The sequence below is a fragment of the Streptomyces sp. NPDC040410 genome (assembly GCF_055595715.1).
This window is the reverse complement of record NZ_JBVIVK010000003.1, coordinates 256,899-280,660: the sequence shown is the minus strand read 5'-3', so window position 1 is coordinate 280,660 and position 23,762 is coordinate 256,899. Positions and strand designations below refer to the sequence as shown.

At 69.3% G+C, this 23,762-nt stretch carries 25 protein-coding genes and 4 tRNA genes; 22 read left to right on the top strand and 7 right to left on the bottom strand.

The genetic code is table 11. The features are described from left to right. Positions 1 to 179: 179 nt before the first annotated feature. From htpX to ACZ562_RS08640, 4 genes are all read left to right on the top strand, one after another. Complete coding sequence (gene htpX, locus ACZ562_RS08655; RefSeq protein ID WP_471175289.1) at positions 180 to 1,043, top strand: zinc metalloprotease HtpX; 864 nt, start codon at positions 180 to 182, stop codon at positions 1,041 to 1,043. Continuing rightward, positions 1,040 to 1,432, top strand: a complete 393-nt coding sequence (locus tag ACZ562_RS08650) for a YccF domain-containing protein (RefSeq protein WP_471175287.1) — start codon at positions 1,040 to 1,042, stop codon at positions 1,430 to 1,432. The genes htpX and ACZ562_RS08650 overlap by 4 nt, the downstream gene beginning before the upstream one ends. A 15-nt stretch (positions 1,433 to 1,447) precedes the next feature. Next, complete coding sequence (locus ACZ562_RS08645) at positions 1,448 to 2,605, top strand: barstar family protein (RefSeq protein WP_471175285.1); 1,158 nt, start codon at positions 1,448 to 1,450, stop codon at positions 2,603 to 2,605. A gap of 107 nt (positions 2,606 to 2,712) precedes the next feature. Next, positions 2,713 to 3,279 (top strand): SMI1/KNR4 family protein, encoded by a 567-nt coding sequence (locus ACZ562_RS08640; RefSeq protein WP_471175283.1) that lies wholly within the window; start codon positions 2,713 to 2,715, stop codon positions 3,277 to 3,279. A gap of 88 nt (positions 3,280 to 3,367) precedes the next feature. Here ACZ562_RS08640 and ACZ562_RS08635 read toward each other — a convergent pair whose 3' ends face one another. Further along, a complete protein-coding gene (locus ACZ562_RS08635) occupies positions 3,368 to 4,609 on the bottom strand; it encodes an APC family permease (RefSeq protein WP_471175281.1) in 1,242 nt (413 codons plus the stop codon). Between the two features lie 179 nt (positions 4,610 to 4,788). On the opposite strand from ACZ562_RS08635, the gene ACZ562_RS08630 reads away from it, so the two are divergent. Then, complete coding sequence (locus tag ACZ562_RS08630; RefSeq protein WP_471175279.1) at positions 4,789 to 5,055, top strand: GlsB/YeaQ/YmgE family stress response membrane protein; 267 nt, start codon at positions 4,789 to 4,791, stop codon at positions 5,053 to 5,055. 146 nt (positions 5,056 to 5,201) lie between these two features. Here ACZ562_RS08630 and ACZ562_RS08625 read toward each other — a convergent pair whose 3' ends face one another. Beyond that, entirely contained in the window at positions 5,202 to 5,690 is a 489-nt protein-coding gene (locus ACZ562_RS08625; RefSeq protein WP_471175277.1) for a YajQ family cyclic di-GMP-binding protein, read from the bottom strand. Between the two features lie 225 nt (positions 5,691 to 5,915). Here ACZ562_RS08625 and ACZ562_RS08620 point away from each other — a divergent pair. The 3 genes from ACZ562_RS08620 to ACZ562_RS08610 all read left to right on the top strand — a co-directional run bounded on the left by ACZ562_RS08620 (position 5,916) and on the right by ACZ562_RS08610 (position 9,245). Next, positions 5,916 to 5,997, top strand: a tRNA-Tyr gene (locus ACZ562_RS08620). 1,405 nt (positions 5,998 to 7,402) lie between these two features. Continuing rightward, entirely contained in the window at positions 7,403 to 7,738 is a 336-nt protein-coding gene (locus ACZ562_RS08615) for a Pepco domain-containing protein (RefSeq protein ID WP_471175275.1), read from the top strand. Positions 7,739 to 7,751: 13 nt separating this feature from the next. Then, positions 7,752 to 9,245 (top strand): caspase family protein, encoded by a 1,494-nt coding sequence (locus ACZ562_RS08610; RefSeq protein ID WP_471175273.1) that lies wholly within the window; start codon positions 7,752 to 7,754, stop codon positions 9,243 to 9,245. A 189-nt stretch (positions 9,246 to 9,434) separates the two neighbouring features. Here ACZ562_RS08610 and ACZ562_RS08605 read toward each other — a convergent pair whose 3' ends face one another. Continuing rightward, positions 9,435 to 10,382: an NAD-dependent epimerase/dehydratase family protein gene (locus ACZ562_RS08605; protein WP_471175271.1), complete on the bottom strand. Its 948-nt coding sequence runs from the start codon at positions 10,380 to 10,382 to the stop codon at positions 9,435 to 9,437. Positions 10,383 to 10,970: 588 nt separating this feature from the next. Between ACZ562_RS08605 and ACZ562_RS08600 the strand changes: the two genes are divergently transcribed. After that, entirely contained in the window at positions 10,971 to 11,183 is a 213-nt protein-coding gene (locus tag ACZ562_RS08600) for a hypothetical protein (protein WP_471175269.1), read from the top strand. Positions 11,184 to 11,279: 96 nt separating this feature from the next. Here ACZ562_RS08600 and ACZ562_RS08595 read toward each other — a convergent pair whose 3' ends face one another. Together ACZ562_RS08595 and ACZ562_RS08590 are read right to left on the bottom strand one after the other, a co-directional pair. Beyond that, complete coding sequence (locus ACZ562_RS08595) at positions 11,280 to 11,936, bottom strand: NAD(P)H-binding protein (protein ID WP_471175267.1); 657 nt, start codon at positions 11,934 to 11,936, stop codon at positions 11,280 to 11,282. A gap of 97 nt (positions 11,937 to 12,033) precedes the next feature. Then, positions 12,034 to 13,191 (bottom strand): amidohydrolase family protein, encoded by a 1,158-nt coding sequence (locus ACZ562_RS08590; RefSeq protein ID WP_471175265.1) that lies wholly within the window; start codon positions 13,189 to 13,191, stop codon positions 12,034 to 12,036. 13 nt (positions 13,192 to 13,204) lie between these two features. On the opposite strand from ACZ562_RS08590, the gene ACZ562_RS08585 reads away from it, so the two are divergent. From ACZ562_RS08585 to ACZ562_RS08540, 10 genes are all read left to right on the top strand, one after another. Further along, on the top strand, positions 13,205 to 13,387 hold the full coding sequence (locus ACZ562_RS08585) for a hypothetical protein (protein ID WP_471175263.1): 183 nt from the start codon (positions 13,205 to 13,207) through the stop codon (positions 13,385 to 13,387). Positions 13,388 to 13,779: 392 nt separating this feature from the next. Then, a tRNA-Thr gene (locus ACZ562_RS08580) sits at positions 13,780 to 13,852 on the top strand. Positions 13,853 to 13,898: 46 nt separating this feature from the next. Further along, positions 13,899 to 13,971 (top strand) — tRNA-Met (locus tag ACZ562_RS08575). An 89-nt stretch (positions 13,972 to 14,060) separates the two neighbouring features. Beyond that, the gene (gene rpmG / locus ACZ562_RS08570) at positions 14,061 to 14,225 is read left to right on the top strand and encodes a 50S ribosomal protein L33 (RefSeq protein ID WP_003948671.1); all 165 of its coding nucleotides are present in this window, start codon (positions 14,061 to 14,063) and stop codon (positions 14,223 to 14,225) included. Positions 14,226 to 14,391: 166 nt separating this feature from the next. Further along, entirely contained in the window at positions 14,392 to 14,844 is a 453-nt protein-coding gene (locus tag ACZ562_RS08565) for an FAS1-like dehydratase domain-containing protein (RefSeq protein WP_471175261.1), read from the top strand. A gap of 7 nt (positions 14,845 to 14,851) precedes the next feature. Continuing rightward, positions 14,852 to 15,280 (top strand): MaoC family dehydratase, encoded by a 429-nt coding sequence (locus ACZ562_RS08560; protein WP_471175259.1) that lies wholly within the window; start codon positions 14,852 to 14,854, stop codon positions 15,278 to 15,280. Between the two features lie 447 nt (positions 15,281 to 15,727). After that, positions 15,728 to 16,297: a TetR/AcrR family transcriptional regulator gene (locus ACZ562_RS08555; RefSeq protein ID WP_471175257.1), complete on the top strand. Its 570-nt coding sequence runs from the start codon at positions 15,728 to 15,730 to the stop codon at positions 16,295 to 16,297. 121 nt (positions 16,298 to 16,418) lie between these two features. Further along, complete coding sequence (locus ACZ562_RS08550; RefSeq protein WP_471175255.1) at positions 16,419 to 17,861, top strand: DHA2 family efflux MFS transporter permease subunit; 1,443 nt, start codon at positions 16,419 to 16,421, stop codon at positions 17,859 to 17,861. Positions 17,862 to 17,885: 24 nt separating this feature from the next. Further along, positions 17,886 to 18,266, top strand: coding sequence for a DUF3291 domain-containing protein (locus ACZ562_RS08545; RefSeq protein WP_471175253.1), 381 nt, complete (start codon positions 17,886 to 17,888; stop codon positions 18,264 to 18,266). A 109-nt stretch (positions 18,267 to 18,375) separates the two neighbouring features. Then, positions 18,376 to 19,431: a UDP-N-acetylmuramate dehydrogenase gene (locus tag ACZ562_RS08540; RefSeq protein WP_471175251.1), complete on the top strand. Its 1,056-nt coding sequence runs from the start codon at positions 18,376 to 18,378 to the stop codon at positions 19,429 to 19,431. Between the two features lie 193 nt (positions 19,432 to 19,624). On the opposite strand, the gene ACZ562_RS08535 is transcribed toward ACZ562_RS08540, so the two are convergent. Together ACZ562_RS08535 and ACZ562_RS08530 are read right to left on the bottom strand one after the other, a co-directional pair. Continuing rightward, positions 19,625 to 20,656 (bottom strand): adenosine deaminase, encoded by a 1,032-nt coding sequence (locus tag ACZ562_RS08535; RefSeq protein WP_471175249.1) that lies wholly within the window; start codon positions 20,654 to 20,656, stop codon positions 19,625 to 19,627. A gap of 132 nt (positions 20,657 to 20,788) precedes the next feature. After that, the gene (locus ACZ562_RS08530) at positions 20,789 to 22,015 is read right to left on the bottom strand and encodes a pyridoxal phosphate-dependent aminotransferase (protein WP_471175247.1); all 1,227 of its coding nucleotides are present in this window, start codon (positions 22,013 to 22,015) and stop codon (positions 20,789 to 20,791) included. A 250-nt stretch (positions 22,016 to 22,265) separates the two neighbouring features. Here ACZ562_RS08530 and ACZ562_RS08525 point away from each other — a divergent pair. From ACZ562_RS08525 to nusG, 3 genes are all read left to right on the top strand, one after another. Next, positions 22,266 to 22,338 (top strand) — tRNA-Trp (locus ACZ562_RS08525). Between the two features lie 109 nt (positions 22,339 to 22,447). After that, complete coding sequence (gene secE, locus ACZ562_RS08520; protein ID WP_471175245.1) at positions 22,448 to 22,735, top strand: preprotein translocase subunit SecE; 288 nt, start codon at positions 22,448 to 22,450, stop codon at positions 22,733 to 22,735. Positions 22,736 to 22,812: 77 nt separating this feature from the next. Next, the gene (nusG, locus tag ACZ562_RS08515) at positions 22,813 to 23,685 is read left to right on the top strand and encodes a transcription termination/antitermination protein NusG (RefSeq protein WP_471175243.1); all 873 of its coding nucleotides are present in this window, start codon (positions 22,813 to 22,815) and stop codon (positions 23,683 to 23,685) included. Positions 23,686 to 23,762 lie beyond the last annotated feature (77 nt).

Here is a 23,762-nt window from a genome sequence, read left to right as displayed (position 1 = left end):
TCACCCGGACGGCCCACGCGCGCCGGCGTACGCACAAGGGAACTAGTGGCTCTCGCCTGGCGTTGACCAGGTCAGGAGGGTCCACTGGACGTGACACCGCGGAACCAGTGGCATCGGAGACCAACAAGCAAGATCAGCAGGCAAAGGGTTCCCCTGCGGCACCACTTGGAGGGCGTACCGTGCACCGCCGGCACAACGGGCTCAGGACCGCAGTACTCCTCGGGGGGCTGTCCGCACTCATCATCGTCATCGGCAGCTTCTTCGGCCGCATGGGGCTGATCATCGCGGTCCTCATCGCGCTGGCCACGAACGCGTACGCCTACTGGAACAGCGACAAGCTCGCTCTACGCGCGATGCGCGCCCGGCCGGTCAGCGAGTTCGAAGCCCCGGCCCTGTACCGGATGGTCCGCGACCTCTCCACCCAGGCCCGACAGCCCATGCCGCGCCTCTACATCTCCCCGACGGAGGCGCCCAACGCCTTCGCGACGGGCCGCAACCCGCGCAACGCCGCCGTGTGCTGCACCGAAGGCATCCTGCGTCTCCTGGACGAACGCGAACTGCGAGGCGTCATCGGCCACGAACTCAGCCACGTCTACAACCGAGACATCCTGATCTCGTCGGTCGCCGGCGCGCTCGCCTCCGTCATCATGTTCCTGGTCAACTTCGCCTGGCTGATCCCGATCGGCCGCTCGGACGACGAAGAAGGCCCCGGCATCCTCGGCCTGCTGCTCATCATGATCCTCGGCCCGCTCGCCGCCGGCCTCATCCAACTCGCCATCAGCCGCTCCCGCGAGTACGAGGCGGACGCCTCCGGCTCCCAGCTCACCGGCGACCCCCTCGCGCTCGCCGGCGCCCTGCGCAAGCTCGAACTCGGCACCAAACAGCTTCCACTTCCCCCGGAGCCCCGGATCGAGACCGCGAGCCACATGATGATCGCGAACCCGTTCCGCACAGGCCAGGGGTTCTCCAGAATGTTCTCGACACACCCGCCGATGGCGGAGCGCATCGCCCGGCTCGAGAAGATGGCAGGTCGCCAACAGTGAAAACAATCCTGAACGTCATTTGGCTCGTCCTGAGCGGCTTCTGGCTGTTCCTCGGGTACCTGGCCGCTGGACTGCTCCTCTGCATCACGATCATCGGAATCCCGTTCGGCATCGCGGCCTTCCGTATCGGCGTCTACGCCCTGTGGCCCTTCGGGTACACGACGGTCGAGCGCCATGACGCCGGCGCGCCCTCCTGCATCGGCAACGTGCTGTGGCTGATCCTCGCGGGCTGGTGGCTGGCCATCGCCCACATCGTCACCGGCATCGCCCTGTGCATCACGATCATCGGTATCCCGTTCGGCATCGCCAACTTCAAACTGATCCCCGTGTCACTGCTCCCACTGGGACGCGAAATCGTGCGCACGGACGAGCCGTTCGCCGCCCGCTGACGGGCGGTCCGGGGGGTGGGAGAGCCGAAGTACATCCTGCTGGCGTACGACCGGGAGGCCGAGTACGACGGCGAGGAGGGCGGCGAAGAGACATGGGCCCTGTGCCAGGACGTCCACGACCTCTTCGCCGACCCTCGGCCTCCCCGGCGGGAGACGTACGAGCTGCTCGGCTGCGCCCCCGAGGGCGGACTGCGGACAGCCCTCGCACGCGCGCGTGCCGACGGTTCGGCGCCGCTGGGCTCCCTCACCCTGGAGATCCTCGACAAGTCCGGCACGGTGGTCGGCGAGTGGTACCTGGAAGACGTGCGCGTCCTCGCCGACCGCCCCTGTGCCCGCGATCTGTCGCTGAGGGACGTCACGGTCGAGGGGACGGAATCCGACGACAGCCCCTACGACTATCCGCGGCGTCCACCCCTGTCCCCGGGCTACCGCGTGCTGGGCGGCGCGGGCGAACCGCTTGGCCCCTGCCGCGACCTGGCCCATGTGCGGGAGCTCCAGGACGAACCCCTGGACCCCCCGTTGCGGCTGCTGGGCTGTTCCCCGCGAGGCGCCCTGCGCGCGGCACTGGACACCGGGGAGGCGGACCTCGGTCACGCCGAGGTCCTGCGGATCGACTCGGCGGGCCGGCCCGTTCAGGCAGCCGCCGAGGGCGAGTTGCGGGCCTGGATCCCGTCCGCCCGCGGCCCGGGCCTGGTCGACCTCACCCTCGACCCGTGGTCGGAACGCCCCCCGCTCGCGGCCCGTGAGGTGTGGGAGCTGTGGGGCGACGGGCGCCCCGCCGAGCGCAACCGCTGGGCGCGGTGCGGTGCCGAAGGGCGATGGTTCTGGCTCGGCACCGCTCTGGACAACCATGACCACGGCCGCGAGGACCGGTCGTCCGGCACCACCTGTCACCTCGACGGCCGTCACATCACCGACCAGCCCGGATTTTTCTGCGCTCTCGGCGAGGCGGTGAACGGCCCGGGTGGCTACTTCGGCCGGGGCCTCGAATCCCTCAACGACTGCCTGAGGGGCCGCTGGGGAGTGGCCCCGCCCTTCACCCTCGTCTGGTCCGACGCCGACGTCGCCCGCACCTGCCTCGGTGTCACCCCGCACACCGTGCACGGCACGCCGAGCTTCCGAGAACTCCTCGGCTTTCTCGCCGAACGGCGCGTCGACGTCCGCCTCGCATGACCGCTCGTCATGGCCCGCGGCGCCCGTCGCGGGCTCGAGGTTGTCCACAGCCCGGCGGTTGTCCACAGGCCGGCACGATTGTCAGTGCCGCCTTGCATCATGAACCCATGACCGAGATCGAGCAGTTGCTGGCACGGGTGGATGCGAAGGCCCGCAACACCCGCCCGTGGGGCTGGACCTCCCTGCCCGAGCCGGTGGACAGCGTCACGCTGGCCCGCGCCGAAGCCGCCCTGGGCTTCCGCCTGCCCCCGCTGCTCGCCGAGCTCTACCTTCGGACAGGAGATGGCGGATTCGGCCCGGAGTACGGCCTGTTGCCCCTGCTCGACAACCCTCCTGCCGGCGAACCCGCCGCCGTCGTGCAGTACCTCGCCAATCGCGAGACCGGCCGCAGGGACCCCGAATGGCCCTGGCCGGAGGGCGTCCTGCCGATATCCCACTGGGGTTGCGCGATGTACGCGTGCGTGGACTGCCGAAGTCCCGAGGCCACCGTCCTGCTCTTCGAGCCGAACGCCAACGACGCCGACCATGCCTGGTACGTGGACGCACCCGGCCTCGCGGACTGGCTGCGCGCCTGGGTCGAGGGCACGGGCTGGTGGGACGAGATGGACGAGGAGCTGGAGATGACCCCCTGGGCCGAGTTCCGCATACGTACGGCGACGACTCAGGCGTCCTGAGAGGCCGCCGAACCCCGAAGCGCCCTGAACGCACCCCACTCAAGGCCCCGCGGGCGGCAGCCACCGCAGGCCGGGCACACTCTCCGGCCTACCGCCCCGCCACTCGGCGCACGCCATACACGACCACGCCCACCGCCAGCACCCCCGCCCCCACGATCACCGAAACCCCCGGCAGCGCGAACGCCAGGACCGTGCACCCGAGCAGACCCATCGCCGGCACCACCCGGGCCGCCGGAGCGGATCCGAGCGTCCAGGCCGACGCGTTGGCCACGGCGTAGTACGTCAGCACACCGAAGGAGGAGAACCCGATCGCGCCCCGTACGTCCACCGTCGCCGCCAGGACCGCGACCACCGCACCCACGGCGAGCTCCGCCCGGTGCGGCACCTGGAACCGCGGGTGCACGACAGCCAGCGCACCGGGCAGATGCCGGTCCCGCGCCATGGCCAGCGTCGTACGGGACACGCCCAGGATCAATGCGAGCAGCGAGCCGAGCGCCGCGACGGCAGCGCCCACCCGCACCACCGGCACGAGCCCCGGCACCCCTGCCGCCCGCACCGCGTCGGCCAACGGCGCCTCCGCGTGCCCGAGACCACCGGCCCCCAGCACGGAAAGGACAGCCACCGCCACACTCACGTACACCACCAGCGTGATCCCCAGGGCCAGCGGGATCGCGCGGGGAATGGTGCGCGCTGGATCCCGAACCTCCTCACCGAGGGTGGCGATGCGCGCGTACCCGGCGAACGCGAAGAACAACAGGCCGGCCGCCTGCAGCACCCCGTCGGCACCGCCGGAGGTCCCGACGTCCAACCGCGCTGCGTCCGCCGCCCCGGATCCCAGACACACGACCACCACGGAAGCGAGGACGGCCAGGACGACCGCCACGATCGCCCGGGTCAGCCGGGCGGACTTCTGCATACCGCCGTAGTTCACCGCGGTCAGGGCCACCACGGCGGCGACCGCCACGGCATGCGCCTGCCCCGGCCACACGTACGCCCCCACGGTGAGCGCCATCGCCGCACAGGAGGCCGTCTTGCCGACCACGAAGGACCAGCCTGCGAGATAACCCCAGAACTCCCCGAGCCGCTCGCGTCCGTACACGTAGGTGCCGCCCGACGCCGGGTACAGCGCGGCCAGCCGAGCCGACGACGTGGCGTTGCAGTAGGCGACCACGGCGGCGACCGCGAGCCCGATCAGCAGCCCGGACCCGGCCGCGCGTGCCGCGGGCCCCAGGGCGGCGAAGATCCCGGCCCCGACCATCGAGCCGAGCCCGATGACCACGGCGTCGCCGACTCCAAGGGTGCGCCGCAGCCCCGCGCCGGAACGTGTCATGCGCCGCACCCTACTGACCAGTGCAACCGCCGGATGCCGGCCTGGCGTCTTCTTCGTCACAACGGCATGAACAAGGCACGCGGCAAACAGGAAGCACGAGCTTACGAGCACAGCCTGTCCGGACCGAAATCGCAGGGCCGGGACAGTGCGGGCACAGCACGAAAGGGCAGGTTCACCGCATGGGCATCCTCAGCTGGATCATCCTGGGACTGCTGGCCGGAGCCATCGCCAAGTTCCTGCTGCCGGGCCGTGACCCGGGCGGCTTCATCGGTACGACCGTCATCGGAATCACGGGCGCGTTCATCGGCGGCTGGATATCGGCCCGCTGGCTGGACCACCCGATCAGCAAGCACTTCTACGACGGCGCCACCTGGGCAGCGGCCATCGGCGGCTCGCTCGTCCTCCTGATCGCGTACCGCATCCTGTTCGGCAACTCGCGCGACTGAGACGCGGCACGACTCAGCACGCCCCCAGACCGCAGCCAGCAGGCGAGAAGGGTGGGCACCGCCGGCAAACCGCCGGGGGCCCACCCTTCCTCGTACAGCCGGAGAGCTGGGACCGCCGGCTACGACTACCGCCTACTGACCACCGACTACCGGTAATTCACGAACTGAATGGCGAAGTCGAAGTCCTTGCCCTTCAGCAGAGCGATGACGGCCTGCAGGTCGTCGCGACTCTTCGAGCTGACGCGCAGCTCGTCGCCCTGCACCTGGGCCTTCACGCCCTTCGGACCCTCATCGCGGATGATCTTTGCCACCTTCTTCGCGTTCTCCTGGGAGATACCCTCCTCGATCGAGGCGAAGATCTTGTACTCCTTGCCCGAGAGCTGGGGCTCGCCCGCGTCCAGCGCCTTCAGCGAGATCCCGCGCTTGATCAGCTTGGACTGGAAGACGTCGAGGACGGCCTTCACCCGGTCCTCGGAGTTCGCCTCCATCAGGATCTTGTCGCCGGACCACGAGATCGAGGCACCCACACCCTTGAAGTCGTAGCGCTGCGAGATCTCCTTGGCGGCCTGGTTGAGGGCGTTGTCGACCTCCTGCCGCTCGACCTTCGAGACGATGTCGAAACTGGAGTCGGCCATGTCCTGTGGCTCCTTGTATCGAGGTGCGTATCGGGTGCGTATCGGCGTACGTGGGGGCGGCCGCCGAGCCCGGCGTTGTCCCGGGCCGCATCCGGACAAGCCTAGCCACCCGCGGTCCTCCGAGCGCAGATCAATCAGGTGGCGAAGCACCCCTCCGCATCGGGTATCGTTTACGTCGTTGCCACGGAGCACCGCTGAAAGACGGTTCGAAGGGCAGCGAACCCCGGCGGTGTGCCCGAGCGGCCAAAGGGAGCAGACTGTAAATCTGCCGGCTCAGCCTTCCCAGGTTCGAATCCTGGCGCCGCCACGCTTGTGGGTATCGGCCCCTGACCAGTCACTTTGGTCGGGGGCCGATCTCGTTCCCGTTCGCCGTCGGTTACCGTGATTCCCCGCCGGTCCCCGCCCGATCTGGCACGCGTGTGGCACGACTGGTGAGCATGATCACGTGGTCGACGGAGTCTTGAACCTCAAGCCCACGACAGTCAGCCACGACGGTGAGTACGCCGACCGATCAGGCGCGCGTGTGTCTCGCTGCACTCCCACCGGCCTCAGCCGCGCTATCGACGTCTGTCGTCAACCACAGCAACTGCGAGGGCCGGCGCGGTGGTCCGTGCCCCGAGCCGGAGCCATGCGTGCCGACGTGGGGATCGACGCGCCGTCTGCTGTCCCGGGTCAACAGAGCCTCTGACTTCTGCCTCGTCCGTCGAGATTTCATGCCTCGTCGGCCCTCGCACGCTGGCCAGACTTGTAGATCGCGCCACCCCGGATCCGACAGGCATCAAGGGCGTCCATGGGCAGGCGGCGGACCCGCGGCCGGCCCATCCTGCTGCCCGTCTGCCTGGCACTCTGGGCACAGCTCATGCAGTCCCTCGCCAGTAACCACGGTTCCCCACTCGAGGCACCGTTCGCAATGCAGGGCCCGGACAGGGTTAGCGCGAGGTACAGGCTGGGTGGCGGCGTGGGCTCGGTGGTCCATGCGGGGGCATCCTCAGTGATTTCAACAGTGGAGCATGCGACCCTTTGGATCCTTTTATGCATGTATAAACACGGCGCTCATTTGAAGTAACCCCGATGTTAAGCCTTCCTGGATCAACGGAGCCGCTTTGGGCTGGAGCTGCTTCGGAGTGAGCGATCATGGCCCCGACCGCCCCAGCCACGACGGGGGTTTCTCCCACGTCATGGCTGCGTCCGCTGTCCGGTCGGCGTTCCCGGTGCGGGATCAGCGGGCCGTACGAACGCCCGCGCATTCGGCAGCGTTGTCCCGCATGCCACCGCCCCTGCGATCCGGCCTCTTTCTGTGCCACAAAGCGTCTTTGACCTGCACCGTTGGGGCTCATCGTTCGCCCCCGTGCCCGTGTTGGAATGTGGCCGCTGCGTGTGGCGGCGGACGGGCGGCGACGTGGGGCCGGGCCCGACGCACGCTGTCGCGCCGAGGACGTCACCGTTTGATCCCTAGCTTCGAGGGGATCGGTCGTCGGTACCGGTCGCGACTGGTTCGAAGGGACGCCACCGCCCGCGATGGGTTGCGGTGCAGCAGGTGAGGCGAGTGTCACCGCTGTGGGCTGGTGACCGAACGGCCAGGAGCAAAAGTGGACAGCGAGGACTGTAAAGCGATCTCACTCGGCCTACGTCCCAATTCAGTTCAACTGCGGGTGAAGTCAGGCTGCTTTCCATACAGTTGATGCACTGTGTCGGGGGACGAGAGGGTTTCCATGCATGAGACGGGATCATCGTCCGGCGAAGCGGCGCTGGACTTCTGGGTCTCCTACGACGAGGAGAACGAGGCGCCTGGAGATTCGATGGGTCTGTTCGGTGACAGTGGGGAGGCCGTTCTCAAGCGCGTGCCGCTGGGACCGCTGCGCAAGAACCTGGCCGAGGCGGTCGACGCACTTCAGCAGGTCTTCGCGGATGTGGCCGCCCGAGGGGGCCCGCTGCCGCTCCGGGAGGCGCACCTGTCCTTCCAGGTGACGGCGAACGGCGGTGTCCAGCTCATCGGCACGGCCCAGATACAGAGCAGCCGCGGCATCGTCCTGGTGTTCAAGGAGTGACGGACGGCGCGTCATGGGGATGCACAGAGCACTGCTCATCGGGGCCAGCGATTACGACATGCGGGGCATCCAGCCCCTTCCGTTCATTCCCGGAGACCTGAGGCGACTCGGACATGCGTTGGAGCACCACGGATTCGACGATGTCCAGGTCCTGGCCCGGCGGGCAGACGGCAAACAGATCTCGGCCAACTATGTCAACGCTCGGGTCACGGGCTTTCTGCGACGGGCCCGGCGCGGCGACACCGTATTCATCGTGCTGAGCGGCCACGGTATCCATGCCAAGGGCCGGGACTACCTGGTACCGGAAGACATAGACGAGGACGTACATCCCTTCGAGTCGGGCTGTGTGCCGATCGACTGGCGCCACCAGCTCGACGAGACACCCGCCGAGCACGTTGTCTTCCTCATCGACGCGTGCCGGGAGGGCATCGACCAGGATTCGATGGGAGTCGCCGGTGTCAAGGAGTGGGGCCGCCAGAAGATCGGGGCTGCTCTGCGCCGCAAGGTCGCCTATCTGTACGCCTGCTCGCCCGCACAGCTCTCGCTCTTCGTGCGCGCTGATGAACGGGTGAGGGACGGAGGAAACCACGGCACCTGGCCCAGCGAGTCGTTCAGCATTTTCTCACGATCGGTATCCGACGTGGTTGCCGCGCATCCAAGGGGAGTACCGCTTGCCTTGGACGCGTTCAGGGATGCTGTGCAGGACAGGGTGGCGGACTTGCACCAGGCGTACCGGAAGAGAGGCGAGCCACAGATCCTTCGCCTGGTCACGGATATTCCGGCTGACGGGTTCTTCTTCTTGCCGCGCCACGAGATCATCCGGCCACCGACGCAGACCTCCGCAACGGAGTTCCAAGGCCAACCGTTGCATGATGACGCGACGATGGGTCTGAGTACGGGCTCGGACCTCCTCGGTGAGCTTCCGGAATCAGCGATCGCGAGAGTGCTGCCACCTCCTCCTTCCGCCGCACCCTCCGACGGGCCGCAGCTTGTTCGCTTGCCGGAAGTTCCCTCCCATCTGCCCAAGACGTCACTGGGGTTCGCTCGGCGGCGCATCAGCTGGAGCAGGAAGCGGTCCTTGCTTCTCGGATGCGTGCTAGTCCCTCTCGCCTTGATCAGCATCGGGTTGTACATCGGGTACCGCTGGACGCAGACGCAGTATTACGTCGGCGCCAAGGGCCAGCACGTCGCGCTGTACCAAGGCATCAGCCAAGACCTGTGGGTCTTCTCGCTGTCGAAGGTGGAGAAGGACCACCCCGAGATCGAACTCAAGTACTTGCCGCCGTACCAACAGAAGCTGGTCACGGCGACGATTGCCGAGGGTGGACTGTCCGACGCCCAGTCGAAGATCGACGAGATCTCCGTGCAGGCCTCCGCCTGCAAGAAGGAGGCCGAGCGACGGGCGGCTGAGAGCGAGAACGACTCCCACACCTCGTCTACGCCCCCTTCTGGCCCCAGCCTCACGGAGGAAGAGCAGAAGGTCGTCTCCCTTTGCGGCAGGCAGTAGGCAAGCCGTGAGAGGCCCGCGGGCAGTCCGCGCGGGCCCCGTCAGGGATCGCTCCGTGACCTCGCTGGGGCTTGGGCAGATTTGGAGGCGATTGTGGGCGATCCCGAGTGCATCAGTTCGGAGCCCGCTATCGAGGTTCTGGACGGGGTGGCTGCCCTGTCCAGCACTCGACTGATCGCCGGAATACGACTAGCTCCGGGGCGCGGTTGCGGCCGTCCAGGCATCGGCGATGATCTCGTGCAGGGAGGACCGTTCAGGCCTCCAGCCGAGTTCCCTCCGGATGAGGGTGGTGTCGGCGAGCACTGTCGGCGGTTCCTGACGCGGCGGGTGGTGGACCACCGGGACCCGGCGGCCGGTGACCCGCTCAGTCGCGGACACGATGTCGCTGACGCTCGCTCCGGTGGCGCCGACGTTGTAGATCCGGTGAGTCCCGGGTGCGCACGCCTGCAGGGCCAGCACGTAGGCGCGGGCCAGGTCGTCGACGTGGACGAAGTCCCGCACGGCGGATCCGTCACCGTTGACGTCGACGTGGGGCGCACGCCCGGCCGCGACCGCCATTGCCTTCGGGACGATCCGGGTCAGGTCCGGGTCGCCCACGTCGGCGACGGCACCGGCGACGTTGAATGCGCGGAGGATTACCGCCCCCACCGTGCCGCCGCTCGTCCGATTGATCAATGCCTCGTCGGCGGCCAGTTTGGTCTTGCCGTACGGCGATGTCGGCAGGGGAGGCGTCTGCTCGTCGATGGGCTGACGCTCGGACACGCCGTAGACAGCGGCGGTCGACGCCTGGACGACCCCGACCGGGCGGCCGGTGCGGGCGAACTCGTCCTCGCAGGCCTCCAACAGGGCCACCGTGCCGCCGCGGTTGACCGCTTCGTAGTCGTCGGGCCGTTCGAAAGACTCCCGAACCCTGGTGAGCGCGGCCAGGTGACACACAGCGTCGATGTCGCGGAGGGCGTCGCGCAGCCGCGCGGAGTCGAGCAGGTCGGCATGCACGGTCCCGGCAACCGGAGTCGACGGCAGCTCGGCATCGATCGGCCGATGCGTCATGGCGATCACGTCATGCCCGGCCTCGGCGAGCCGCCGTACGAGGGCGTTGCCCACGTAGCCGTACGCACCTGTCACCAGTACGCGCAAGGGTCCTCCTCAGTCGGCCAGTACCAGCTTAGAAGCTGCCACGTCAGGTCAAGGCAGGCCACGTCAGGTCAAGGCAGGCCACGTCAGGTCAAGGCAGGTCAAGGCAGGCGCCGGCGGCTCGGAATCCAGCGTTTCCCCACGGAGGCCTCGGCCTCGTTCCAGACGGCCGCCCCGGCCCTGGTCCCGACCGCGCTCGGCCTGCTCCACTCCCCTCGTGGGGCAGAAACACGCCGGCACCCCGCCATCCTCGCGGGCCAGGCGCCCTCCTTCGCGCTGGCACCCTCCGCTCCGACCAGGCACGGGGCAGCGCAGCCCGCCGTTGGCCGGCCCGGCAGTGGAGGAACCCCGATCCGCGCTGGCGGGCGATGCCGGTGTTGCCACCCTGGCGGCCGGAGCGGCGCCTGGGTGGACGCCCACACCTGAGCCGCCGGTCAGAAGGTAGGTACCGACACCCGTCCGCGGCCAGGGCAACCCGCCGCCGCTGAGCAGGAAAAGCCGCACGCGGGCCGGCCGGGACCGTGTTCCCGCACAGACCTGGGCGAGTCGCTGTTCGCATCAACACGCCCCCGCTCAGGGCACACTGACCCCATGTCCACTCGTCGCAGGCGCTGCCCCGAATGCCGTCGAGAGATCGCCGTCGTCGCCGGGCGGTTCGCGCGGCACGACCCGCCCGGTGCGCGCGAGAGCGGGGATCTCGTCTCGTGCCCCGGCTCACGCAGATTGGCGGAACTCGACGCCGCCCAGCCGTCGTTGGACGGCTATGCGGTGCCGGAATTCCCCGGACAGCTGGCCCTGTTCTAGCGGTTCTAGCGGTTCTAGCGGTTCTGGAGGGCCCGGAGGGCCTGAAGTCCTGGAAGCTCTAGGGCTGTCAGAGCACCCTCAGCAGCGGCCACCTCCTCAGTTCCCCGCCACCGACTTGACCGCCACTGACACCGGTGTCGATCCGCTGATCAGCTCCAGGGTCAGGCCGGCCGTCGCCGGAGTGTCCACCAACTCCGCCAGTACGGCGGCCACGTCGTCGCGCGGGACGGCGCCGCGGCCCGTGTGCGCCTCGAGGCGTACGAGGCCGGTGCCGGCGTCGTTCGTCAGTGAGCCGGGGCGCAGGATCGTCCAGTCGAGGGCGTCGAGGCGGCGGACGTACTCGTCGGCCTCGCCCTTGGCGCGCAGGTACACGTCGAAGACGTCGTCCCCCTCGTGCGCGGGATCCGCGCCCATGGACGACACGACCACGTGACGTCGTACCCGCGCCCGGACCGCCGCGTCCGCGAACAGGACGGCAGCACCCCGGTCCACCGTGTCCTTGCGGGCCGAACCGCTGCCCGGGCCCGCGCCCGCCGCGAAAACGGCCGCGTCGGCGCCCTGCAGATGTGCCGCGACCTCCTCGACCGCGGCCGACTCAAGATCGAGGAGCACCGGTTCGGCACCGGCTTCCCGCAGGTCGTCGCCCTGTTCGGCCCTGCGGATGAGCCCCGCGACCTCGTACCCGCGCGCGGCGAGCAGTCGCTCCAGCCGCAGCGCGATCTGACCATGACCACCAGCGATGACAATGCGCATGTTTCCGACCGTACGCCCGGACGGCCGCATGCGCCGCATTGCTTCAGCCGCTTCAGCCGCTTCAGCCGCTTCCCGGCGGTTCAGGTACGCGTGGGGTTCAGGACACTTCGCCCCGCCCCTGCCGAGGCAGCCCCAGCTCCACCGCCGCCGCCGAGTTGCAGTACTCCCGCACCGCACTCGTCCGCGCCACCACCCTTCCCCGGTGCACCACGATCCGGCTGTACGCCAGGGACAGCGCACCCGCGAGCCGGTTCCCGCGCACCGCGAGAAGTTCGGCCGGAAAGCCCGCCTCCACCCGCACCTCGGGCAGCCCCAGCACCCTCCGCGCCGACGAACTCACCGCGTCGTACGCGTCATCGGGCCGCAGCCCGTGGCGGGAGGCCAGCAGATACGCCGCCTCCAGGGGGTCCCCGCGGCCCATCGGGTTCGACACGTCACGCAGTGCGCCGCTTCCGGCGGCCACCCGGACCCCGGCTGTACGCAGCAGCCGTACCGGAGCCGTGCCCCGGCGGTCGACGCCGCCGCAGCCGCCCTGCGGCAGGCACACCACCGTCACCCCGGCCGCCGCCAGCTGGTCCGCGGTCCTTGACGCCACCTCGACGGGCAGCCGCCCGAGTCCGCCGCAGGGGCCGAGGGTCAGCCCGGGACGCAGCCCGCCGGCCATCGCCGCGATCCGGGCGAGGCGGGCCGGGTCGGTGGCGTCGGTGTGCAGGTCGACCGGGCAGCCGTGCTCGGAGGCGATCTCCAGGAGAGTCTCTACGTAGCCCGTCGGATCGGGGTCCACATCCGGGCAGCCGCCCACCACAGAGGCGCCCATCTTCACGGCGTCCCGCAGCATCGCGAGCCCGTCGGCACCGGCCACCCCGGTCAGCATCCTCGGCATCGCCACGGCCGTCAGCTCGGTGAACCCGCGCAGCGAACGCCGTGCCCGCAGTACGGCGCTCAGGGCGCCCAGTCCCTGAACGTCGCCCACGCGCACGTGTGCCCGTAGCGCTGTCGTCCCGTGCCCGAGCTGGAGCAGGGCGGCCTCGGTGGCCCGGCGCTGGACGTCCTGGGGGTCGTACGAGACCGGCCCGTCGCCGTCGGCGTCGGCCGAGAGTGCGGTGTCGCTGTGGGCGTGCGGTTCCGCCGGGGCCGGCAGGAGCAGATAGCCGGCGAGGTCCACGCGCGTGCCACAGCCGTGCGCTCCGCCCGCCGCCAGGCTCCCGGCCGTCCCGACCGCCTCGATGCGCCCGCCGCCCAGCCGTACGTCCACGCTCCGGCCGTCGGTGAGCCGCGCCCCGCAGAGTAGGAGAGCGGCGGGGTCGGCCGACCCCGCCGAGCCCGAGGCAGCCGGTGCACCTGACGAGGACGGTGATCCCGACGCGGACGAGGAGTCCGACGAGGACGGTGCACCCGACGAGGACGGTGAGTCCGACGGTGAACCCGACGACGATGAACCCGATGAGTAAGACGAGCCCGACGACGAATCACCCGATGAGTAAGACGAGCCCGACGACGGTGAACCCGGCGAAGACGACGACCCCGAAGAGGAGGACCACGGCGGTGGCTGATGGCTGTCGGGCATCGCGCTCCAGGGGCTCAGGGACTGCTCACAGGGGGACGCAAGATCACGCAGAGTGAGACGAGCCTAGGGTGACGACCTGCCCGCTTCCGGTAGGAGCGCAATAGTCGTACCGGTGTGGTCCTCCCTGACGAGCCCTGACGAAGCCCCGACGAGGCCCCGACAAGGCTGCGGAAGAGGCGCAGGAGGCGCCCGGGAGGTCCGTGGAACGGGGCCGGGCTGCGGCCCCGAAACGGATTTGGGTGAACGGCGGCCTAGCGTGTAATGTCTTCATCGCTCGCCCCAATAGCTCAGTCGGCAGAGCGTCTCCATGGTAAGGAGAAGGTCTACGGTTCGATTCCGTATTGGGGCTCTGGTGTGTGAGGTTCCCGTCGCGAGGCGGGGCCCGATCGCATCGCAGCGGTGTAGCTCAGTCGGTAGAGCAAGCGGCTCATAATCGCTGTGTCACCGGTTCAAGTCCGGTCACCGCTACTGACAGTAGCCGATTGCGGGGTCGGTCCTTCGATCGGCTACTCTTTCTTGCGTTAAATCATCCTATCCGTTCGTCAAGGAGCACTCACGTGGCTGCCACCGACGTCCGCCCGAAGATCACGCTGGCCTGCGTGGAGTGCAAGGAGCGGAACTACATCACCAAGAAGAACCGGCGTAACAACCCGGACCGTCTTGAGATGAAGAAGCACTGCCCGCGTTGCAACGCGCACACCGCGCACCGCGAGACGCGATAAATCAGGCTCGCACACGAGGCCGCCCCCGCATTCAGGGGGCGGCCTCGCGTCGTTTCGGCCCCGGTTACCGGCCGGTTCCGGCCAACCTAAGGTCCAGTACAGGACCACCAGGTCCACTGCAGGCAACCGCAGCAGACATCGCGCAGACATCAGGAGGTGCCGAGCCATGGCGCTCGACCAGTCCTTCGTGGGGCGGGCCTATCCGCCCACCGACCCCTATGAAGTGGGCCGGGAGAAGATCCGTGAGTTCGCGGAGGCGGTGGGGGACGCCAACCCGGCGTACACGGACCCCGAAGCCGCCAAGGCGCTCGGGCACCCCGATGTCATCGCGCCGCCCACCTTCGTCTTCGCGATCAGCTTCAAGGCCGCGGGACAGGTCTTCGAGGACCCCCAGCTCGGCCTGGACTACAGCCGCGTGGTGCACGGCGACCAGAAGTTCGCCTACACCCGCCCGGTGCGCGCCGGTGACCGGCTCACGGTCACCTCGACCATCGAGGCCATCAAGTCCATGGCGGGCAACGACATCCTGGACATCCGTGGCGAGGTCCACGACGAGGCGGGCGAGCACGTCGTGACCGCCTGGACCAAGCTCGTGGCCCGCGCGGCCGAGGAGGCGTGAGGAACCGATGACGGCGAAGATCGCGTACGACGACGTCGAGGTCGGCACCGAGCTGCCGGCGCAGACGTTCTCCGTGAGCCGGGCCACCCTCGTCCGGTACGCGGGTGCCTCCGGCGACTTCAACCCGATCCACTGGAACGAGAAGTTCGCCAAGGAGGTCGGGCTGCCGGACGTCATCGCACACGGCATGTTCACCATGGCCGAGGCGATCCGCGTGGTCACCGACTGGGCCGGCGACCCGGGCGCGGTCGTCGAGTACGGCGTCCGCTTCACCAAGCCCGTCGTCGTCCCGAACGACGACCAGGGCGCCACGATCGAGGTCAGCGGCAAGGTCGCGGTCAAGCTCGACGACAACACGGTCCGGGTGGACCTCACGGCGACCAGTGCCGGGCAGAAGGTGCTGGGGATGTCCCGGGCGGTCGTGCGGCTGGCCTGACCGGATGTGGGGGAGTGTTGTACGGCTGCCCTCACCGGATGAGTGCCGCACGGCTGCCCTCACCGGATGAGTGCCGCACGGCTGCCCTCACCGGATGAGTGCCGCACGGCTGCCCTCACCGGAGGCCGGTAGGTGCTGTACGGCTGCCCTCACCGGATGCCGTTGAGCGCTGTACGGCTGCCTTGGCCGGATGCCGTTGAGCGCCGTACGGCTGCCCTGACCGGATGCCGTCGGGTCCTGTACGGACCGGACGCCGGTGAGCGCCGTACTGCCCGCCTCACTGCACGCAGCGGAGTAAGGGGCGTCCTCCATTGTGGGGCGCCCCTTACCTGATTCGGGCCCCCTGCCTGCAACAACGCTTCATGCGGACACGGCGTTCCGGGGCCCACGAGACCTGGCCGGCGTCGACTCTTGACTAAGTTAGTGATTGAGTACTAACTTACTCACATGGTCAGGATGAGCGCAGACGAGAGGCGCGAGAGCGTCATCCGCGCTGCGATGAGCGAGTTCGCCCGCGGCGGCTACTACGGCACGTCGACCGAGGCGATCGCCAAGCGGGTCGGGGTCTCCCAGCCGTATCTCTTCCGGCTCTTCCCGGGCAAGAAGGCGATCTTCCTCGCTGTGGCCGAGCGGTGCATGGAGGACAGTCTCCGCACCTTCGTCGACGCCTCCGAGGGGCTTGAGGGCGAAGAGGCCCTGCATGCCATGGCGAACGCGTACACCAAGGTCATCGCGGAGCAGCCCGAGCGGCTGATGATGCAGATGCAGATGTACCTCGCGGTGAGCGCCGCCGAACAGGCCGGTGATCATGAGTTCGGCGAGGCGGTTCGGGCCGGCTGGATGCGGCTGTGGGACAGCGTCCACCTGCCGTTGGGCGCCGACATCGACGAGACGACCACGTTCATGGCGTACGGAATGCTCATCAACTGTCTCGTGGCCATGGGCTTTCCGCCCGAGCACCGGGTCTGGGAAGGGCTCTACCCGTCGGCGCGGGTCACCGGCCGGCTGGAGAAGTAAAGCGCTCAGCGGCCGGCTGGAGAAGTAAGGCAAAGCAAAGGCATCGGCATCGCCTTTTCATGCCCATGAAAGTTAGTCAGTAATAACTAACCCGAGATAACGATCACCCACTGGGGGAGCGATGTCACAGCAGACCGAACGCCGCGGGGGCGCCGTCTGGGCCCTCGTCATCACCAGCGTCGCCGGATTCATGGCGGCCCTCGACAACCTCGTCGTCACCACCGCGCTGCCCTCCATCCGACAGGACCTCGGCGGAGCGCTGGACGACCTGGAATGGACCGTGAGCGCCTACACGCTCACCTTCGCCGTCCTGCTGATGTTCGGCGCGGCGCTCGGCGACCGGTTCGGCCGGCGCCGGCTCTTCCTCGCCGGGCTCACCGTCTTCACCGGCGCGTCCGCCGCCGCGGCCATGGCGTCCGGCATCGACGGCCTCATCGCCGCCCGTGCGGTCCAGGGCGTCGGCGCCGCGATCATGATGCCCCTGACGCTCACCCTGCTGACGGCCGCCGTGCCCGTCGCCAAGCGCGGGATGGCGTACGGCATCTGGGGAGCCGTCAACGGACTCGCCGTGGCCTCAGGGCCGCTCATCGGCGGCAGCCTCACGGAACACGTGTCCTGGCACTGGATCTTCTGGCTGAACGTTCCGCTGGGCGTGGCCCTGCTGCCGCTCGCCCGCCTGCGCCTGGCCGAGTCGTACGGCACCGGCGCCCCGCTCGACGTCCCGGGAACCCTGCTCGCCAGCGGCGGCCTCTTCGGCATCGTCTACGGCCTGGTCCGCAGCCCCGTCGACGGCTGGACCAGCCCCCTGGTCCTGACCGGACTGTTCGCCGGCGCCGCGCTGCTCGTCGGGTTCATCCTCTACAGCGTCCGTGCCAAGAACCCCATGCTGCCGATGCGCCTGTTCCGCTCCCGTGCCTTCGCCGGCATCAACGCCGCGAGCCTGCTGATGTTCCTCGGGATGTTCGGGTCGATCTTCCTGCTCAGCCAGTACATGCAGGGCGTGCTCGGCTACTCGCCCACCGAGGCGGGTCTGCGCATGCTGCCCTGGACCGGCATGCCGATGCTCGTCGCGCCGATCGCCGGCATACTCTCCGACCGCATCGGCGGCCGCCCGGTCGTCGCCGCCGGCCTCTTCCTGCAGGCGGCCGGCCTCGGCTACATGGCCTACGCGGCCACAGCCGAAGCCTCCTACGCCATCCAGCTGCCCGGCCTGATCATCAGCGGCATCGGCATGGCGCTGTACTTCGCTCCCGCCGCCAACCTCGTGATGTCCAGCGTCCTCCCCAGAGAGCAGGGCGTCGCCTCCGGCGCCAACAACGCCCTGCGTGAGGTGGGCGGCGCGCTCGGCATCGCGGTCATGGCCTCGATCTTCTCCGCCCAGGGCGGCTACGAGAGCGGACAGGCGTTCGTCGACGGCCTGCGGCCCGCACTCGTGACCGGCAGCGCCGTGGTGGCGCTCGCCGGGATCGCCGCGCTGCTCATCCCCGCACGGCGGCGCGGCGCTCCCGCCACGAGCGCGGCCGAGCAGGCGCCCGCGCCGGTCGCCGAGGCCGTCTCCCACTGACACGACACCCGAGAGGCGCCCCACATGCCCACTCTTCCCTGGACCGTGCCGAACACCCCGCCCAAGGCCACCGACGTCCACGTCTTCGCCTCCCGCTTCGAGACCCGCACCCTCTGGGGAGCGTTCCGCTTCCTCGCCCGTACGCCGGGTGTGTGGCGGCAGGTGACCGGGGCCCCCGGAGCCTACGGCGCCTCCCTGAAGGCCCAGCCGTTCCGGCGGACCTTCTGGACCCTGTCCGCCTGGGAGTCGCCCGAGGCCCTGAAGGCCTTCGCCCGTACGGGCACCCACGCGCCGACGTCCCAAGGCCTGGCCGCGCAGATGCGGGACGCGAGGTTCGCCACCTGGACGGCGACGAGTGACAGCCTTCCGGTGGACTGGAGCGAGGCGATCCGGCGCCTCAAGTGACTGAGCCCGCGCGGGCACGCGCGCGTGGAGGGTGTGAACGGCTCGGCCCCACGGCCGGGCCGTTCGCCTGTGGCCAGGGCTGTCCGTGCCGTCTCGTACTCTTGGGCGCGTGCAGGAACTCCACGATGCCCCCCTCGCCCCGCTGACCACCTTCCGGCTGGGCGGCCCCGCCACCCGGCTGGTCACCGCCACGACCGACGCCGAGGTGATCGCCGCCGTCCGCGAGGCCGACGACAGCGGGACGCCCCTGCTGCTCATCGGCGGCGGCTCCAACCTGGTCATCGGCGACAAGGGCTTCGCGGGCACCGCGCTCGTCATCGCCACGAAGGGCTTCGCCCTTGCGGGCACGCGGCTCGAGCTGGCCGCCGGCGAGGCGTGGACCGACGCCGTCGCCCGCACGGTGGAGGCCGGACTCGCCGGCGTCGAGTGCCTCGCGGGCATCCCCGGCTCGGCCGGCGCGACCCCCATCCAGAACGTCGGGGCGTACGGCCAGGAGGTGTCGTCGACGATCACCGAGGTCGTCGCGTACGACCGCCTCACGCGCGAGACGGTGACGGTCCCGAACGCCGAGTGCGTCTTCTCGTACCGCCACAGCCGCTTCAAGGCCGACCCCGAGCGGTACGTCGTCCTGCGCGTCCGCTTCGAACTGGAGGACGCGGGCGGCCTGTCGGGGCCGCTCAGGTACGCCGAGACGGCCCGCGCCCTCGGCGTCGAGGCCGGGGAGCGCGTGCCGCTGGCCGCGGCCCGCGAGACCGTCCTGAAACTGCGCTCCGGGAAGGGCATGGTCCTCGATCCCGAGGACCACGACACCTGGTCGGCCGGATCCTTCTTCACCAACCCGATCCTCACCGCCGAGCAGTTCGCCGCTTTCGACGCGCGCGTGCGCGAGCGGCTCGGCGACGGCGTGCAGCCGCCCGCCTACCCGGCGGGGGACGGACACACCAAGACCTCCGCGGCCTGGCTGATCGACAAGGCGGGCTTCACCAAGGGCTACGGCACCGGCCCCGCCCGCATCTCCACCAAGCACACCCTCGCCCTCACCAACCGCGGCAGCGCGACCACCGAAGACCTGCTGGCGCTGGCCCGCGAAGTCGTCGCAGGGGTCCACGAGGCCTTCGGGATCACCCTGGTCAACGAGCCGGTGACGGTCGGGGTCAGCCTCTAGTGCCGCGGCAGGCAACGTTCGCCCCGTCGCGACGCCCGGCACGCCCTCTCGCCGCCGGCCGAAAGCCCACGTACGTCCAGTACGAGGACTTCCGGCCGGCACGCCGAGAGCACGCACCGAACGCCGCTCCTTGCCGGGCAAACGTTGCCTGCCGCGGCACTAGACCGAGGCCCGGGGGCCGCCCCCGGGCCGGCTATGCGGCCAGCCAGTCGTCGATCCCCGACAGCAGCTTCGCCTTCGTGTCCTCCGGCGCCGCCGACGCCCGCACCGACTGGCGGGCCAGTTCGGCCAGTTCCGCGTCCGTGAAGGCGTGGTGGCGGCGGGCGATCTCGTACTGGGCCGCCAGGCGCGAGCCGAACAGCAGCGGGTCGTCCGCGCCGAGGGCCATCGGTACGCCCGCCTCGAACAACGTCCGCAACGGCACGTCCGCCGCCTTCTCGTACACGCCGAGGGCCACGTTCGACGCCGGGCACACCTCGCACGTCACGCCCCGCTCCGCCAGCCGCTTCAGCAGCCGCGGGTCCTCGGCCGCCCGCACCCCGTGGCCCAGCCGGTGCGCGTGCAGGTCGTCCAGGCAGTCACGCACCGACGCCGGGCCGGTCAGCTCGCCTCCGTGCGGGGCCGACAGCAGGCCGCCGTCGCGGGCGATGGCGAAAGCACGGTCGAAGTCCCTGGCCATACCCCGGCGTTCGTCGTTCGACAGACCGAAGCCGACCACACCGCGGTCCGCGTACCGCACCGCGAGCCTGGCCAGCGTGCGCGCGTCCAGCGGATGCTTCATACGGTTCGCGGCGACCAGCACCCGCATACCGAGGCCCGTCTCCCGCATCGTCGTGCCGACCGCGTCCAGGATGATCTCCAGGGCCGGGATCAGACCGCCCAGACGAGGGGCGTACGACGTCGGGTCCACCTGGATCTCCAGCCAGCCCGAGCCGTCCTTCAGATCCTCCTCCGCGGCCTCCCGCACCAGGCGCTGGATGTCCTCGGGCTCCCGCAGGCACGAGCGCGCCGCGTCGTAAAGGCGCTGGAAGCGGAACCAGCCCCGCTCGTCCGTCGCCCGCAGCTTCGGCGGCTCTCCGCTGGTCAGTGCTTCGGTCAGCGCCTCCGGCAGCCGTACGCCGTACTTGTCGGCCAGTTCCAGCACGGTGGTGGGACGCATCGACCCGGTGAAGTGCAGGTGCAGATGGGCTTTCGGCAGCTCAGAGACATCACGTACACGCTCCATTCCGGAATCCTGCCGTACGTCCCCGCCGTCCCGGTACCGCTTTCGCCATTCGTGGTCTTGCTCGCACAAACAAACGTGGGGCCTGCCACCGCATGCGGTGGCAGGCCCCACCAAGAAACCCGGGGCAGGGACTCAGTCCCGTGCCTCCGCCAGCAGCTTCTGGATCCGGCTCACGCCCTCGACGAGGTCCTCGTCACCCAGGGCGTACGACAGCCGCAGGTAGCCCGGCGTGCCGAAGGCCTCACCGGGAACGACCGCGACCTCGGCCTCCTCCAGGATCAGCGCGGCCAGCTCCACCGAGTTCTGCGGGCGCTTGCCGCGGATCTCCTTGCCGATCAGCGCCTTCACCGAGGGGTACGCGTAGAACGCGCCCTCGGGCTCCGGGCAGAGCACGCCGTCGATCTCGTTGAGCATCCGCACGATGGTCTTGCGGCGGCGGTCGAAGGCCTCACGCATCTTCGCGACCGCGTCCAGATCGCCGGAGACCGCGGCCAGGGCCGCCACCTGCGCGACGTTCGACACGTTCGACGTCGCGTGCGACTGCAGGTTCGTCGCCGCCTTGACGACGTCCTTCGGGCCGATGATCCAGCCGACACGCCAGCCCGTCATCGCGTACGTCTTCGCGACACCGTTGACCACGATGCACTTGTCGCGCAGCTCCGGCAGGAGCGCGGGCAGCGAGGTGAAGGTGGCGTCGCCGTAGACCAGGTGCTCGTAGATCTCGTCCGTCAGCACCCACAGGCCGTGCTCCACGGCCCAGCGGCCGATCGCCTCGGCGTCCTCGGCGCTGTAGACGGCACCGGTCGGGTTGGAGGGGGAGACGAAGAGCACCACCTTGGTCTTCTCCGTGCGGGCCGCCTCCAGCTGCTCCACGGAGACCCGGTAGCCGGTCGTCTCGTCCGCGACGACCTCCACCGGAACGCCGCCCGCCAGGCGGATCGACTCCGGGTAGGTCGTCCAGTACGGCGCCGGGACGATGACCTCGTCGCCCGGGTCGAGGATCGCGGCGAAGGCCTCGTAGATCGCCTGCTTGCCGCCGTTGGTGACCAGGATCTGCGAAGGGTCGACCTCGTAGTCCGAGTCGCGCAGCGTCTTCGCGGCGATCGCGGCCTTCAGCTCGGGCAGACCGCCCGCCGGCGTGTAGCGGTGGTACTTCGGGTTCTTGCAGGCCTCGATCGCGGCCTCGACGATGTAGTCCGGGGTCGGGAAGTCGGGCTCACCGGCGCCGAAGCCGATCACCGGACGTCCGGCGGCCTTGAGGGCCTTGGCCTTGGCGTCCACGGCGAGGGTGGCGGACTCGGAGATCGCGCCGACTCGGGCGGAGACCCGGCGCTCGGTGGGAGGGGTTGCAGCGCTCATGGCACCCATCGTTTCAGACCGGAAACGCACGCGGCACGCGGGTTTCACGGACTGAACAACGACAGAACAACCGTCCGTATCCCGCCCCTGCGCTGGGCGATCTTCCGCGGGCAAAGCCCCTATGGGCGCTTTCTGTTCGACGACCGGCGCCGGAACACGTACACTCTCACCTCGTTGGCCTTCAGCAGGCCGCACCCGACCGGTGCACACCGAGCACCCGGCCGGATGCGGTACGTTGGGGGACATACAAAGGGTCGTAGCTCAATTGGTAGAGCACTGGTCTCCAAAACCAGCGGTTGGGGGTTCAAGTCCCTCCGGCCCTGCTACACACACCTTCGCCAGGGATGTGTGCGCATGTACGTACAGCATTGCACCGCCGTGCGGCTCAGACCGGGCGCGGCACGGCCACGACCCGGAATCAGGTGAGGACGAGTGACGGACGCCGTGGGCTCCATCGACATGCCTGATGCCCAGGACGAGGCGCCGGAGTCCAGGAAGAAGACCCGCAAGGGCGGCAAGCGTGCCAAGAAGGGCCCGCTGAAGCGTCTTGCGCTCTTCTACCGCCAGGTCGTCGCAGAGCTCCGCAAGGTCGTCTGGCCCACCCGCAGCCAGCTGACGACGTACACGACCGTGGTGATCGTCTTCGTGGTCATCATGATCGGCCTGGTGACCGTGATTGACTATGGGCTCGACCACGCCGCCAAGTACGTCTTCGGCTGAGCCAGAAGCGAAGGGCGCCGGTGACGGCGCCCCTTTCGCGTGTTCCACCCCCATGTATCCAGGAAGAAGCAGCCACCGTGTCTGACCCGAACCTGAACGAGGCCGTCGAGCCGGACGAGTCCGTGGATGACGAACTCGACATCGTCGAGGGCGCGGACGAGGTAGACGAGTTCGAGGCTGCGGAAGCCGAACTGGGCGAGCCCGCAGAGGAATCCGCCCTGCACCTCGAGGACGAGTCCGGCGAGGAGGTCGAGGGCGACGTCGACGCCGCCGACCCGGCCGTCTCCGCCGAGGCGGAGGAGGCTGAGGAGGCCGAGGAGGAGACCGAGCCGGTCGACCCCATCGCCGCCCTGCGCGAGGAGCTGCGCACCCTGCCCGGCGAGTGGTACGTCATCCACACCTACGCCGGCTACGAGAACCGTGTGAAGACCAACCTCGAGCAGCGCGCCGTCTCGCTGAACGTCGAGGACTACATCTTCCAGGCCGAGGTGCCGCAGGAAGAGGTCGTCCAGATCAAGAACGGCGACCGCAAGACCATCCGCCAGAACAAGCTCCCCGGCTACGTGCTGGTGCGCATGGACCTGACGAACGAGTCCTGGGGCGTCGTCCGCAACACCCCCGGCGTCACCGGCTTCGTCGGCAACGCCTACGACCCGTACCCGCTGACCCTGGACGAGATCGTCAAGATGCTCGCCCCGGAGGCCGAGGAGAAGGCCGCCCGCGAGGCCGCCGAGGCCGAGGGCAAGCCGGCCCCGCAGCGCAAGGTCGAGGTCCAGGTGCTGGACTTCGAGGTGGGCGACTCGGTCACCGTGACCGACGGCCCGTTCGCCACGCTGCAGGCGACGATCAACGAGATCAACCCCGACTCGAAGAAGGTCAAGGGCCTGGTGGAGATCTTCGGCCGCGAGACGCCGGTCGAGCTCTCCTTCGACCAGATCCAGAAGAACTAGAAGAATCGGTCGGCGGAACCCAGGTTCGTCGACCGATTCGGACACAGAAGGCGCCTCGGGCCGAGCGGCTGTTGCCG

Excerpts from the sequence above, each read along its gene's own strand:
- ACZ562_RS08640 (WP_471175283.1), top strand. The coding sequence starts at position 2,713 with ATGACCGAGATCGAGCAGTTGCTGGCACGGGTGGATGCGAAGGCCCGC.
- ACZ562_RS08635 (WP_471175281.1), bottom strand. The coding sequence starts at position 4,609 with ATGACACGTTCCGGCGCGGGGCTGCGGCGCACCCTTGGAGTCGGCGAC.
- ACZ562_RS08630 (WP_471175279.1), top strand. The coding sequence starts at position 4,789 with ATGGGCATCCTCAGCTGGATCATCCTGGGACTGCTGGCCGGAGCCATC.
- ACZ562_RS08625 (WP_471175277.1), bottom strand. The coding sequence starts at position 5,690 with ATGGCCGACTCCAGTTTCGACATCGTCTCGAAGGTCGAGCGGCAGGAG.
- ACZ562_RS08615 (WP_471175275.1), top strand. The coding sequence starts at position 7,403 with ATGCATGAGACGGGATCATCGTCCGGCGAAGCGGCGCTGGACTTCTGG.
- ACZ562_RS08610 (WP_471175273.1), top strand. The coding sequence starts at position 7,752 with ATGGGGATGCACAGAGCACTGCTCATCGGGGCCAGCGATTACGACATG.
- ACZ562_RS08600 (WP_471175269.1), top strand. The coding sequence starts at position 10,971 with ATGTCCACTCGTCGCAGGCGCTGCCCCGAATGCCGTCGAGAGATCGCC.
- ACZ562_RS08595 (WP_471175267.1), bottom strand. The coding sequence starts at position 11,936 with ATGCGCATTGTCATCGCTGGTGGTCATGGTCAGATCGCGCTGCGGCTG.
- ACZ562_RS08565 (WP_471175261.1), top strand. The coding sequence starts at position 14,392 with ATGGCGCTCGACCAGTCCTTCGTGGGGCGGGCCTATCCGCCCACCGAC.
- ACZ562_RS08560 (WP_471175259.1), top strand. The coding sequence starts at position 14,852 with ATGACGGCGAAGATCGCGTACGACGACGTCGAGGTCGGCACCGAGCTG.
- ACZ562_RS08555 (WP_471175257.1), top strand. The coding sequence starts at position 15,728 with ATGGTCAGGATGAGCGCAGACGAGAGGCGCGAGAGCGTCATCCGCGCT.
- ACZ562_RS08550 (WP_471175255.1), top strand. The coding sequence starts at position 16,419 with ATGTCACAGCAGACCGAACGCCGCGGGGGCGCCGTCTGGGCCCTCGTC.
- ACZ562_RS08545 (WP_471175253.1), top strand. The coding sequence starts at position 17,886 with ATGCCCACTCTTCCCTGGACCGTGCCGAACACCCCGCCCAAGGCCACC.
- ACZ562_RS08535 (WP_471175249.1), bottom strand. The coding sequence starts at position 20,656 with ATGGAGCGTGTACGTGATGTCTCTGAGCTGCCGAAAGCCCATCTGCAC.
- ACZ562_RS08530 (WP_471175247.1), bottom strand. The coding sequence starts at position 22,015 with ATGAGCGCTGCAACCCCTCCCACCGAGCGCCGGGTCTCCGCCCGAGTC.